Source organism: Mesorhizobium sp. M7A.F.Ca.US.007.01.2.1, from assembly GCF_003998165.1.
In the GTDB taxonomy this organism is placed as follows: domain Bacteria; phylum Pseudomonadota; class Alphaproteobacteria; order Rhizobiales; family Rhizobiaceae; genus Mesorhizobium; species Mesorhizobium ciceri.
This window is the reverse complement of the sequence record NZ_RZQP01000186.1, coordinates 1-12,570: the sequence shown is the minus strand read 5'-3', so window position 1 is coordinate 12,570 and position 12,570 is coordinate 1. Positions and strand designations below refer to the sequence as shown.

Here is a 12,570-nt window from a genome sequence, read left to right as displayed (position 1 = left end):
GTCGGACACAGGCCGGCGCTGGTGGCCTTTCGGCGGGGCGCGCGCCGCCGCCTCCAGCCAGAAGACCGATGCCGTCGTCGGCCTTGCGCTGAGGCGCATGTTCAGTTCGGGCCAGCGTCCGGCGGACTGGCCGCTGGTGCCTTCCATCTTGGTGACATCGTCGCCGGGCGAGGGCGCGCAGCGTAGCCGGGTGGCGCGGCTGCTGGCCAATGCCGCGGCATCCAGGGGCAGCCGTGTGCTGTTTATCGATGCCAATGCTGGCGGCGGCGGCCAGAAGGATCCGCAGCCGGGGATCCTCGATGTTCTGCGCGGCGAGTACGCGTTCGAGGCCGTCAGCCATTACGCCGCCGGCAGCAACGTTGCCGTGCTGGGCAGGGGACGCTCAAAGGCGGTCTTCCAGGAAGCGCATGGCATCTATTTTGCGCAGCAGATGCTGGCGCGGGCCAGCCGGAGCTTCGAGCTCGTCGTCATCGACGGTGGCGCGCTGGCCGACAATCTCAATGCCTCGCCGCTGGTCGCCATGGCCGACGAGATCGTGCTCGTCGCCACGCTGAACGCTACCCCGATGCGCGACGTCACGACGACTTCGCAGGCGGTCTCCGTGATGGGGCGCCTGCCGACAGCCGCCTTGCTGGTCGACGAGGCCGCCTGATATGGCGGCCAGTTGGAGCGCAAGCGCTTCGAACCATGGTGCTGCCGCACCCCGCGCCGGCACGCCCATCTCCGGCACCTCGGTCGATGCGCTGACGCGCTTCGGACTGATCGCGGCGGTGGCGGTGCTGTTCAGCATCTCGGGGGGCATGCTGTGGCTGGTCGGCTACAATTATGATGGCCTGTTCGGCAACCCGGCGACCAAGATCCACCCGTCCACCTATCTCATCGTCCTGCTGCTTGCCTGGCGCTCCTGCGCATCAGGCAATCCGGTCGGCCATATCGTCCATCTCGCCGACAGGCGGCCGGCCAGCGCGCTGATGGCCGCCATATCGATCGTGCTTCTGGTTGTCGTCATCGCCAGGCAGCGGCCAGGTATGGCCGGCATGATCGATACGTTCGTGGCTGCGGCACTTCTCGTGCTGATGCTCAGCGAGGACGACGAACGGACCTTCGCCGGACTGCAGACCGTCGTCCACGTGGTCATGACGGCGAATGCCTTGCTTGCCCTTTTCGAGTTCGCCACCAAGACGCTTATCTTCCCCTATCGCCTCGACGGCGTGGCGTTTACCACCGATCTGCGCTCGAGCGCGCTGCAGGGGCATCCGCTTGCCAATGCCATGGTGACGTCGATCTATGTGCTTGCGCTGCTCTCCGGTGCCAGATCCCTGTCGATGCCTGTGCGGATAGGGTTGATCGGCTTGCAATGCGCGGCACTCGTCGCCTTCGGCGGCCGCACGGCGATGGTGACGACGGTGGTGCTCGGCGGCTGCTACCTGCTTTTTCAGGGCATCACCAAATTGCGCCAGGGCCGCGTCAATCTCCTGGGTGCGGCACTCGGCTTCATGCTCGCCGCCCTGCTGCCGGTCGTCATCATCGTGGCGGCATATCTGGGCTTTTTCGACGCGCTGCTGGAGCGCTTCGTGTCGGACAGCGGCAGCGCCAATGCCCGGGTCGAGATGTTCGAGCTCTTCAAGCACCTGGAATTGCGCGATCTGATCGTGGGGCCGGATGTCGACCTGATCGACAGCCTGCGCCGCATCAACGGTCTCGAACAGGGCATCGAGAACCCGATCATCCGCACGGTCCTTTATCAGGGCGCCTTCTTCACGCTTTTGCTGACGTTCGGCTTCGTGCTGTTCCTGTTCGAGGTGGCGCGCCGCTGCCATCCCGGCATCTGGCTGCCGATGCTGGGCTGGGTCATCCTGATCAACACTTCGGAAAGCGTCGCGTCGAAGACGACGCTGCTGACCAAGTTCGTGGTGCTGGCATTGGTGCTCTATCGGCCGGCGCGGGCAGCGTTCAGGCCGGTCAGTCCGCCGGCATGGTCAGGCCAAGCGCCGCGATGATATCGGGGTCCAGCGCCCGGGTGGTGTCGTCCATCATGCCCATGCCATCGAAGAGATCCCACAGTGCCCAGGCGAAGCCGAGTTCCTCGGCGCTCCGCCTCACATCGGCGATGTAGCGCCCGCGATCCGGATTGGGCGCGGCGACATAGCGGGCGTCGGTGCGCAGCGCGCCGAACTCGCCCATGATGATGCGTTCCGGCGCAAGGCTATGGCCATCGGCCCAATCGCGGACCTGGCGAAGATATTTGTCGACAAACCAGCGGTCGGGCTGGGCGTCGAAATAGACTTTCAGCACACGCTCGGTCTCGGCATAGGCTGCTTGCTTGGCGTCTTCAGGGGTTTCGGTGTCCTGCGCCATGCGCGCCCTGACCGATGCCAGCGTCTGTTGCAGCGAGCCGGCGGATGCCGGCCACGGCACATTGTTGAGCGACCGATAGACCGGCTCGCGCATCCAGGGCGCGCCCTGATGGCTGAACAGATAGGGCTCATAGAAGTGGAAGGTGAACAGGATCGGCTCGAAGGGCGACAGCGGGCCCGGATCGAGCGCGGTCAGTCCGCTCACCATCGAGCCGCAGCCTCCGGTGACGACCAACGGCAGGGTCGCTGCCGATGCCCTTGCCGCGGTCAGAAGCGCGAGCTGGATTTGCAACCAGACGTTCGACGCGCAGGCCTGCGCCGGTTCGTTGACCGGCTCGAGCGCCACCCTGCCGGGCTGGAACCGCGCCAGCCTGCCGGCAAGCTCGCCGACCAGCCCGCGATAGAGATCGAAAGCGGGTGCGGCGGTGCTGGAGACCATGCGGTCGGGGTTCCAGTAATGGGTGGCAGCGTTGGCCTGGATGTTGACGATGATGCCAAGATCGGCGTCGAGGGTGGCGGTGACGGCGGCGTCCAGCATGTCCAGTAACTGACTGCGCGTCTTGGCGTCGGCGGCCAGGAAAGGGCCGGGATCGATGGGCAAGCGGATGAAATCGAGCCCGGTCTCGCGCAACCGACGCAGGTCGTCTGGGGTCGGCACCGGCCGTTGCGACTGGAAGGGCGGCCAGCCGTAGTCGGTGCGGGGTGCGGGAAATTCACGCGTCAGCGAGAACCAGGGCCAGGCGTTGACGCCGCGCCGTAACCGCGTCTCGGCGGCGGCGCGAGCGATTGGTGCGACCGGGAGCGAGCCGAGAGCCGCTGCAGTGGACAGCGCGGTCCGCAGCACCCGCCGGCGCGACCAGCCTATCATACGGTTCCTGGCGATGCGTGATCCATCGCAGTGGTCTTGGCGGCGGTCATGCCGAGCAGATGATAGGCCTCGTTTTCATAGGCGAGCAGGACATCGTCCCAGCGAAAGGCTTCGCGGGCCCGCGCCCTCGCGGCAACGCCGCAGGCCTTGACCAGGGCATCATCGTCCAGCGCCTGCTGCATCCGCTCGGCGCAACTGTTCTTGTCGGTGAAGTAGATCGCCGCAGCCCCTGCGGTCCACCTGTTGTAGGGATTGTCATGCGCGATCACCATGTTGCCGGCCGCCAGCGCCTCGACCAGCGACGGGTTGGTCCCGCCCACCGTGTGGCCGTGCAGATAGGCGCGGGCGTGGAAGCGCAGGGCCTTCACCGTTGCCTGGTCGTAAATGGCGCCCGGCAGGACCACCGAACCGTTCGCCGCCTTGCGGATGGCGGCATGGTAGGGGATGTCGTCGGACAGCGTTCCCAGCACCACCAGCTTCATGTCGCGCTTGGTGGAGCAAAAGGCTTCGACAATCGGCAGGATGTTGTTGTCGGGTTCGATGCGCGCGATCGAGATGAGATAACGCCCGGGCTCGAGGCCGAGCGCCCGGACCGGCGCCTCGGGCGCTGATGCCACCGGATCGGCGCCATAGGCGATGGTGGCGATGGCGCTGCGCGGCCGGCGCGTCGCCAGGTGATCGGCGATGGCGGGGTGATCGGCGACCAGCCGGTGCGAGGCCCAAGCGCCGATCCATTCGTTGAGCCAGAACCAGGTTCGCGCCGCCATCCCCCATTTGGGGCGACGCCACTCGATGCCGTCCATGTTGGTGAAGATCTTGCGCCGCTTCAGCCTGAGCCAGGTCAGGAAGACCGCGCCATTGTAGCCGAGCACCAGGCAAACGCCCTGTCGCCTGGCAGCATCGCGGGCGCATTGCCAGTCGAATTCCAGGGTCGCGCGCGGTCCCTTGGAGGCGACCTGGATGTGAATGAGCTCGATGCCGCGCCAGGTTTCGCTGCGCACCCGCTGGTCGATCCGCTCGACCTCATCCTGGCAATAGACGCCGACCTTCCAGCCGCGCCCGACAAGAAACAGCGCCAGTTTTTCGGCAAAGGTTTCAAAGCCGCCATGGGCCGCGGGTATGCCGCGGGTCCCCAGGATTAGAATGGCGGGCTTTTCTGGTTTCATGGCCGGCGGCACTTTCACACATCTCATATATTAGATACTGCTTAATTTATAATGAGCAGACCGCAACTTTCGTGCCATCTTCCGATTTCGGTATCCTGGGAGGGGATCATGGCGCGGGGTTGTAAAAAAACGGTGTTGAACCCGGTGGTTGTTTCATTCTCGGTCAACCCTTCTGTGCGTAGCTGTATCGAAACGAAGCAATGCCAGGGGCGTACGGCCGGCAGTCGGACATATCGAACCAGGCATGATTCTTGCGGACGGGGTTCTGCCACAATCGCCCAGCGCGATGGTTGTAGCACCCGGCGGGAAACAAAGATGCGGATTGCCTGCGTTCATCAGGGTTATGAACTCTATGGTTCTGACCGCAGCTTCGCGGAGAGCGTGGCTGCGCTGCGCGCCGCGTTTCCGTCGGCCGACATCGAGGTGGTCTTGCCGCGCAGCGGGCCGATCGTCCAGATCCTGGAAGCGCATGCCAGCCGGATCGTCTTCGAACCGCTCTGGGTGCTGAGGCGTCAGGCCATTGCGCGCCTTGCGACAGTCGAGATGGCGCGATTGCCGGTTGCCGTGTTCAGGGCGTGGCGGCGCCTCAAGGCCTGCGACCTCGTCTATGTCAACACCTCGATCGTTGCCGACTATGCGCTGGCCGCGCGCTTGCTGCCTTACAAGGCCGTCCTGCACATCCACGAAATCCCCGAAGGCGCCATGCGCAGGGTACTTGTCGGCCTGATGCGCTGGAGCCATGCGGATCTGATCTTCAATTCGCGCGCGACACGCGCCGCGTTTGGCGATCCCAAGGCGGCGCGCGCATATGTCGTCTACAACGGCGTTGCCGGGCCGGCGGCGGTCGAACCAATGACGTATGACGGCAAGCGCCCATTGCGGGTGCTGCTGCTCGGCCGCATCAACCGGATCAAGGGGCAGGAGGTCCTGCTGGAGGCGATCGCCTCGATGCCGGCAGAACTCCAGGCGAGGGTCGAGGTCAGGCTGGTCGGCGGCGCCTTCGAGAGCACCGAGCGCGAGCGTGCGCTTGCCGAACTGGTCGAAACCATGGGGCTTGCCGGGCGCGTCGGAGTCCTGCCTTTCATTCCCGATCCCTCGGAGCATTATCGCTGGGCCGACATCGTCACCGTGCCGTCGCGGCGTCCGGAATCGCTGGGCCGCGTCGCCATCGAGGCGATGGCTTATGGCCGGCCGCCGCTTGTGTCGGCGATCGGCGGGCTGGTGGAAGTGGTCAGCGACGGGGAGACCGGCTGGCATGTTCCGCCCGGCGACGCAGTAGCTCTTGGCGCGAAATTGCAGGAGATCATCCTCGCCCCTGAGGCCTGGCGCGGGTTTGTCGCTGCCGGGCGCGCGCGCTATGAGGCGATCTTCAGCGAGCCGGTCGCGGCCGCGGCGATCACCGCGATCGCCGCCGAAAAGCTGAAGACGACCATCGCGCGGCCGGGCAGGGCGCCCGCTGCCCGCGCAGCGGAGACACGGCCGTGAAGTTAGCGTTTCCGAGCCATCTGGTTCGACGCCTCGTGCTGATGATCGGCGGCGAGGCGATGCAGAGCGGCTTTCATTTCGCCCTCAACATCATGCTGTTGCACATGCTGTCGGCGCAGGGCTACGGCCTCTTCGCCATCGGCATGGTGATGGGCGGGGTCGGCCTGTCCTATATCAGGTCGCTCACCGCTGTTCCCGCCAGCATCTGGATGAGCAAGAGCACCAACAGCGCCGGCGTCGATACCTATGACGTGGCGTTCGGAACGGCGGCGCTGATCGTGGCGTTGCTGATGGCCGTCGGCACGGCTGTTCTGATGCATGTCCTTGGAGATCCAAGCGGAATTGCCGCCGGCTGCTTCGTCGGTGCCTGGTCGTTGCGCAGCCATATGCGCACGGCTTTCTTCGCACGGCGCCAGCAGGTTGTCGTCTCCATCAGCGATGGCGCTTTTACAGTCGCCGGCTGTGTCCTGACCGGGCTGTCGATCTGGTTGGTCCAAGACCCGCTGCAGACCGTATTCTATGCACTTGCAGCCGCAAATGTCTTCGGCATTTTCGTCCTGGTCCGCCTGGCTCGGCGCTCGCTTCGCATCAGCTTCCGCATGCCGACGCGCCGACGCTATGTCAGGCTCTGGCCCCAACTGCGCTGGTCGGCATTCAGCGCGACCACCACCAACATCCAGGGTCAATGTCTGGCGCTGCTGGTCGCCGGCATTGCCGGGCCAGCCGCCTACGCACCGCTGGCGGCGGTTCTGGTGCTGTTTGCTCCGCTGCGCATCATCAGCCTTGCGTTCGTCAACATGACGCAGCCGGATCTCGCCAGGCTGATGCGGAACAATGAAACAGGCCGTGTCTGGACGCAGGCCAAGATCTGGGCGCTCGTCATGGGGCTCGGCGGCCTTGCTTATGGATGTGCGATCATGTTCGTCCTGCCGATGATAAAATCCCAGGCTCTCCAGGACGCTTCGACCTGGTTCATCGGGCTTTTCGTGATCGCGAATTTTGTCCCGATCATGCTCTATATCATGCCCCGCATCGTGCTTGAGATACTCGGCGATTTTCGGATCGTCGCGTTCATCACCACGGGCGGCGCGGTCGTCGGGCTGGCGCTGATCGCGGCCCTGCTGGCAATCGCGTCTCCGCCGTGGGCGTTGTTGGGTTCCGCCGTCTCGGAGATGTTCGTACTCGTGGCATCGTGGTATTTCGCGCATCACCGCATGTGGAATATCGAGCATCCCGATGAGGCGCGTGACAGCCGGTTGGGCGCGTGGCGGCGGACCTTGCCGTTCGCTACGGCAAAGCGATAGGAAAAAACATGGCAGTCCAGGCGGTGCAAATTGCTGCGGTGACCGGCTCGCCCGATGGCCAGTCCTCCCATCCGGCCACCGTCGTCGCCATCGATGCCTACACGGCGCGGCTCCACACCAGCTTGCACGCGGTGAGGCCGCTCTGGCTGCGCCTCCAGGCGGACGGTGTGTGCACCGCCCACCAAAATTATGCCTGGGCCGAGGGGATCGTCGCGCGGCTAATGCCGGAAGGTGCGGAACTGCTCATCGTGGAGGTAAACGATGCCGTGACGGGCGCGCCGCGAATGCTGGTGCCGCTGATACGGCGGCCGGCCTTCCGCCATCGGGTGATCGAATGGCTGAGCTGTGGCGTTTGCGACTATTCGGCACCGCTGCTGGCCGATGCCAGCCCGTGGACGATGCAATCGGCGCAGGCCGCGTGGGCTGCGGTGCGTTCCGTGCTGCCGCCGGCGGACCGCATCCAGATCACGGGAATTCCGCAATCGATCAGCGGCGTCGCCAACCCTCTGGCCTTGCTCGCAGCCACGCGCGATTCCCTGCATACCAGCTTCGGCCTCGCCATCGACGGCGACCCGGAAACCGTGCTCAAGCGCCTATGCCGGCCATCCTTCGTCAAGGCCTTCAACAAGGACTGGCGCCGCCTCGAACGGCTTGGCGACGTGGAACTGGTCGAAGCCAACACGCCGGCCCTGGTGGAGGTCATCTTCGGCGGCCTGGTCCGGATGCGGCTCAGCCGCTTTCGCGAACTGGGCCGCTTCGACCTGCTGACGCAGGCGACGGCTGTCGACTTCTATCGAAACGCCGCTCTCGAGGGCCTGTCGGATGGATCGGTGCGGCTCTTCGGGTTGCGTGTTGGTGAAGCTCTGATCGCGGTACAATACCTGCTGATCCATCAAGTCACCGTTCATGCTCTGCTGATCTCAATCGATCAGGGCGCGGTGCCCAATGTCTCGCCGGGACTTCTGATCATGGGCAAGTTGATGAGCTGGGCGCGCGGCCGCGGTTTCGATTATTTCGACCTGTCGGTCGGCAACCAGAGTTATAAGGAACATATGGGTGCCGTGGGTTCGGGCCTGCGCGAGCTTTGCCACGGGATTACGGTGCGAGGCAGCGCCGTGAGCGCAGCCATCGAGGTCCGCAACCGGACCGAGGTGTTCGTGCGCTCCAAACCTCGGCTGCTGAAGAGGCTCCAGGGACTGATGCGGGACTTGCGGCGCCTGCGTGGGGGATCGGAATGACGGGAGAAGCATGTGGCAAGCTACGCGGCGCGAACGACTCCGATAAGGGATTTGCCCGGTGGGCGGTTTTCCCCGACTGTCGCCAACGCTGATGCAACCGCGCACTTCACGGCTCGGCTGCACACCAGTTTCGACACCGTAAGGCTGCTATGGCTGCTGCTTGAGGCGCACGGCGTCTGCACTGCCCATCAGCACTATGCCTGGGTCGAAGGAATCGCCGCACGGCTGATGCCCAAGGACGCGGACCTGGTCGTCATCGAGGTGAGTGACGCCGTGACCGGCGCGCCGGCCATGCTGTTGCCGCTGATGCGGCGCCGGGCCCTCGGCCACCACGTCATCGAATGGCTGAGCTGCCGCGTGTGCGACTACTCGGTGCCGCTGCTGGCGGATGGGAGAGCGTGGACCAGGCAGAGTGCCGACGCCATGTGGGCGGCGGTCCGTGCCGTTCTGCCACCGGCGGATCGCATCCATATCGCGGGGATCCCGCAGCAGATCCACGGCCTGGTCAATCCGCTGGCACTGCTTTCGGTGGCGCGCGACTCCATCCAGGTCACCTCCGGCCTCGTCCTGCATGGCGACCCGGAGACGCTCATCAAGCGGATCTGCAAGCCGTCCTTTGCCAAGGCCTTCCGCAAGCATTGCCGCGGCTTCGAACAGCTTGGTGGCCTCGCTCTGGTCGAGGCCGACACGCCGGATCTGACCGAGGAGCTCCTGGATGTGCTGCTGGAACTGCGGCTGAAGCGTTTTCGTGAGCTTGGGCGTTTCGATCTCCTGACGCAGGTCCCGGTCGTCGATTTCTACCGCGCCGCGGCGCTGCAAGGCCTGTCCAATGGATCGGTGCGGCTCTTCGGTCTACGCGTCGGTGAAGCCTGGCTCGCCTCCATCTATGTGCTGGTCAGAAAAGGCACACTTCACGCCCTCCTGCTGGGCATCGACCAGAACGCGGTCGCCAATGTCTCACCCGGCCTGACGACGATGGGCAAGCTGATGATGTGGGGATGCGAGCGGGGCTTCGACTATTTCGACCTGTCGGTCGGCGGCCAGGGCTACAAGCAACATATTGGTGCCTCGAGTTCGGTTTTGGCCGAGATCTGCGAACCGGTGACGGTGCGGGGCAGGGCTGCGAACGCAGCCATTCTGTTGCGCAGCCGGGTCGAAGGCATGACGCGGTCGCGCCCCCGGCTGCTCAAAGCCGTTCAGGGCCTGACGCGCCGCTTGCGGCGATTGAAGGACTGAGGACGAGCGTTTGCCGGTCCTGCCGACGACCGATGCAAAGAGGCACCAAGGCCGGCAAGGTTGTTGACAGGGTTGGTTGGCTCTATATTTGAAAGCGCGCTTGACGTTCAGAAATGAGTGTCGTCGGCAGATTTTCTCAAATTGGCGTTTTCGGCAGATCATCTCGATGAATGCAAGTTTAGGAGATGGGATTCGTTCCATCCTCATTATTCAAACGAAGTACATTGGAGATGTCGTTCTGACATCTGCTTTGGTTCGCAATCTGCGTCTTTCTTATCCACAAGCATCGGTAACCATGCTTTGTGCGCCGGGACTCAAGCAGTTCATCGTCGCGCAAGGGATCGCCGATGTTGCCGTTGGCTTTGAATCCCGCGGCAGAGGAAGGACTCTGCTCAAGCGTTTGAGCGACTATCGTGGCGTCATCTCTGATCTGCGGCGTCGAAAATTCGATCTTAGCATCGACCTTACCGATTCAAAAACCTCGCGGATAATGCATCGTTTGATCGGCGCTCCACTTCGCGTCGGCTTCGATCCTTCCGAGCATCCGATGAAGTTCTGGGAAATCCAGCTTGCAAACGTTCTCGCCGCGACTTTCGGACGGGGCGGCCCCCATTATCTCTACAGGAACCTGTCTCCACTCCACGCGCTTGGGTTGGATTGTCAGGACCCAACGCCTCGGCTGCAGCCGAACGGGACCGCCCAGGAAGAGTGTGCCAGGATTCTTGCGGAAAACGCTTTGGCAAAGAAGTCATATGTGGCCGTGCATGCCGGCGCCAGGTTCGAAGGACGTTGTTGGCCGCCGCAACATTTTGCTGCGGTCATCGACGAGGTATACGCCAAAACCGGGTTGCGATCTCTGCTCGTTGGTGGGCCGGATGAGGGGCTTGCCGCGCAAAGGATCCTTGAAGTGGCAGCGTCGCCGGTCGCCAGTGTCGTCGGAAAGGCCTCGCTTGAAGTCCTGACGGCATTGTTGGCCGAAGCATCAATCTTTCTAGGCAATGAGAGCGGCCCGATGCACATCGCGGCATCTGTCGGAACTCCAGCGGTGGGGTTGTACGGCCTGACGTCGCCCGAGCAGTGGGGCCCGTTCGGTGTCCCGAACCGGACGCTCCAGCCGGTCATGCCCTGTCCATGCATCGCTCCAGGTGTTTGTAAAGAAAACAACCCCGGTGGGGTCTATTGTGTGCAGCGGCTTCAGGTTGCCGAGGTCGCGGCAGCGACACTCGATCTCATCGGGGAAGTCCGAAAATCCACTCATTCGGGTATGCCGGCCGCTTCGTAGGCTGGCGGCAACAGGCACGATCACGCGCGGCTTCGTCTTCGCGCGCTTCACATCGTGATTCAGGCCGAGACCCGAGCATCTTCAAAAGACTGCAAAATTTAACCGGACTGCAACCTGCACTGCCACGAAATTGACAGGACACCTCGTCTCCGGCATCCTTGGAGCCAGTCGCAAGGCCGCCGACAGCGGCCGTGTAGCGTGTCAGGGCGACCGAGGGCAGTGTCATGTTCAGTCCCGTCACAGGTCAGAATTCCAAACGCGCCGCGGTGCGCAAAGCGCTCGATCGTCACAAGGTCTACATCACCGAGCAGCGTTTTTCGGAGGGCACCTACCAAGCCCGGGTTCTGGTCGATGGCGAGGCCTATTGGGTCGACGAATTCCGGCTGAGCCAGTTGCAGCAAGGGCTGTCGCCGGCGGAGCTCGAGTTGACGCCGGCCGCTGACGATTGAGAGCGTGACTGGCTTGTTCCTGGCCGCCGTGCTTCGATCTTTGCGATGACGACTCCACCAAAGCTCAAAGCCTATCGCGCCAAACGCGAATTCGCCAAGACGCCGGAACCGGTTGGCGGGCTCGTCAGCAGCGACGGCAACCGCTTCGTCGTGCACAAGCACCACGCCACCGCAGACCATTATGATCTGCGACTGCAGGTCGGCGATGTCTTGAAGAGCTGGGCGGTGCCGCGCGGGCCTTCGCTCAATCCGGCCGACAAAAGGCTGGCGGTCGAGACCGAGGATCATCCGCTCGAATATATCGACTTCGAGGGTGTCATTCCCGAAGGCGAGTATGGCGGCGGGCCGATGATCGTCTGGGACACCGGCAGCTGGGCGCCGATGGACGATGTCGAAAAGAGCTTGCGCACCGGCGCCTTCAAGTTCCGGCTGGCCGGCGCCAAGCTCAATGGCGGCTGGATGCTGACCCGGCTGAAGCCGAAACCCGGCGAAGACGAAAACAAGAAGAACTGGCTGCTGTTCAAGGAGCGCGACCTCGCCGCCGACACCGCGCTTGACATCCTCACGGCCCGGCCGGAGAGCGTCAAATCCGGATTGCGCATCGAGGAGCTGGCGGCGCCGGCAAAGCCCGCCGCCAAACCCGCGCCCAGACAGGGATCGCTGAAGCCCGGCACGCTGCCGGGCGCCTTCAAGGCCCCCATGCTTGCCCGTATCGAGCCGCAGCTGGCGACGCAGGTGCCAAAACCGCCCGATGGCGAAGACACCAAACAAGTCTGGCTGCACGAGATCAAATTCGACGGCTACCGCACCATGGCGCATCTCACTGAGGGCGCGGTCAAGCTGATCACCCGTGGCGGCATCGACTGGACGAAGCGTTATGGCGACCTGCCGCATGCGTTCGCCAAACTGCCGTGCCGCGACGCCATCATCGATGGCGAGATCGTGGTGCTCGACGCCCAGGGCATCAGCCGTTTCGCGCTGCTGCAGGATGCGCTGGCCGAGGGCGCCGGCAGCAAGCTCCATTTCTACGCCTTCGATCTTCTCCATCTCGACGGCTGGGACCTGACCAAGGCGCCGCTGGTCCGGCGCAAGGCGCTGCTCGCGCAGATGCTGTCGGGCCTCGGCGCCAATTCCGCCATCCAGTTCTCCGACCATGTCGAGGGCTCGGGGCAGGGGCTCTACGAC

General features: G+C 64.0%; 11 protein-coding genes. 9 read left to right on the top strand and 2 right to left on the bottom strand.

What is annotated here, in order from left to right; translation table 11 throughout:
- Both EN949_RS26105 and EN949_RS26100 read left to right on the top strand, forming a co-directional pair.
- Positions 1–652: tyrosine-protein kinase family protein (locus EN949_RS26105; protein ID WP_164782548.1), on the top strand; the 652-nt coding region annotated here is incomplete at its 5' end.
- 1 nt (position 653) lies between these two features.
- Positions 654–2,000 carry a VpsF family polysaccharide biosynthesis protein gene (locus EN949_RS26100; RefSeq protein ID WP_013530605.1) on the top strand — a complete coding sequence of 449 codons (1,347 nt, stop codon included), beginning with the start codon at positions 654–656 and terminating at the stop codon, positions 1,998–2,000.
- Here the strand turns inward: EN949_RS26100 and EN949_RS26095 are convergent.
- Both EN949_RS26095 and EN949_RS26090 read right to left on the bottom strand, forming a co-directional pair.
- Positions 1,963–3,225 (bottom strand): cellulase family glycosylhydrolase, encoded by a 1,263-nt coding sequence (locus tag EN949_RS26095; protein ID WP_127371823.1) that lies wholly within the window; start codon positions 3,223–3,225, stop codon positions 1,963–1,965. The two genes, EN949_RS26100 and EN949_RS26095, sit on opposite strands and share 38 nt — an antisense overlap.
- Positions 3,222–4,391 carry a DUF1972 domain-containing protein gene (locus EN949_RS26090; RefSeq protein ID WP_064993987.1) on the bottom strand — a complete coding sequence of 390 codons (1,170 nt, stop codon included), beginning with the start codon at positions 4,389–4,391 and terminating at the stop codon, positions 3,222–3,224. The genes EN949_RS26095 and EN949_RS26090 overlap by 4 nt, the downstream gene beginning before the upstream one ends.
- Positions 4,392–4,706: 315 nt before the next feature.
- Here EN949_RS26090 and EN949_RS26085 point away from each other — a divergent pair, with 315 nt between their 5' ends.
- The 7 genes from EN949_RS26085 to EN949_RS26055 form a co-directional block, all read left to right on the top strand.
- Complete coding sequence (locus EN949_RS26085) at positions 4,707–5,876, top strand: glycosyltransferase family 4 protein (protein ID WP_127365695.1); 1,170 nt, start codon at positions 4,707–4,709, stop codon at positions 5,874–5,876.
- Entirely contained in the window at positions 5,873–7,180 is a 1,308-nt protein-coding gene (locus tag EN949_RS26080; RefSeq protein WP_024501738.1) for a hypothetical protein, read from the top strand. Before EN949_RS26085 ends, EN949_RS26080 begins: the two co-directional genes overlap by 4 nt.
- An 8-nt stretch (positions 7,181–7,188) precedes the next feature.
- Entirely contained in the window at positions 7,189–8,418 is a 1,230-nt protein-coding gene (locus tag EN949_RS26075; protein WP_127365694.1) for a GNAT family N-acetyltransferase, read from the top strand.
- A gap of 12 nt (positions 8,419–8,430) precedes the next feature.
- Positions 8,431–9,654 (top strand): GNAT family N-acetyltransferase, encoded by a 1,224-nt coding sequence (locus EN949_RS26070; RefSeq protein WP_027160831.1) that lies wholly within the window; start codon positions 8,431–8,433, stop codon positions 9,652–9,654.
- A gap of 100 nt (positions 9,655–9,754) precedes the next feature.
- Positions 9,755–10,936, top strand: coding sequence for a glycosyltransferase family 9 protein (locus EN949_RS26065; protein ID WP_348629957.1), 1,182 nt, complete (start codon positions 9,755–9,757; stop codon positions 10,934–10,936).
- Between the two features lie 224 nt (positions 10,937–11,160).
- The gene (locus EN949_RS26060) at positions 11,161–11,385 is read left to right on the top strand and encodes a hypothetical protein (protein ID WP_027160830.1); all 225 of its coding nucleotides are present in this window, start codon (positions 11,161–11,163) and stop codon (positions 11,383–11,385) included.
- 45 nt (positions 11,386–11,430) lie between these two features.
- A partial coding sequence (locus tag EN949_RS26055) for a DNA polymerase ligase N-terminal domain-containing protein (RefSeq protein ID WP_281039792.1) occupies positions 11,431–12,570 on the top strand: 1,140 nt, incomplete at its 3' end.

Excerpts from the sequence above, each read along its gene's own strand:
- EN949_RS26075 (WP_127365694.1), top strand. The coding sequence starts at position 7,189 with ATGGCAGTCCAGGCGGTGCAAATTGCTGCGGTGACCGGCTCGCCCGAT.
- EN949_RS26085 (WP_127365695.1), top strand. The coding sequence starts at position 4,707 with ATGCGGATTGCCTGCGTTCATCAGGGTTATGAACTCTATGGTTCTGAC.
- EN949_RS26095 (WP_127371823.1), bottom strand. The coding sequence starts at position 3,225 with ATGATAGGCTGGTCGCGCCGGCGGGTGCTGCGGACCGCGCTGTCCACT.
- EN949_RS26100 (WP_013530605.1), top strand. The coding sequence starts at position 654 with ATGGCGGCCAGTTGGAGCGCAAGCGCTTCGAACCATGGTGCTGCCGCA.
- EN949_RS26090 (WP_064993987.1), bottom strand. The coding sequence starts at position 4,391 with ATGAAACCAGAAAAGCCCGCCATTCTAATCCTGGGGACCCGCGGCATA.
- EN949_RS26060 (WP_027160830.1), top strand. The coding sequence starts at position 11,161 with ATGTTCAGTCCCGTCACAGGTCAGAATTCCAAACGCGCCGCGGTGCGC.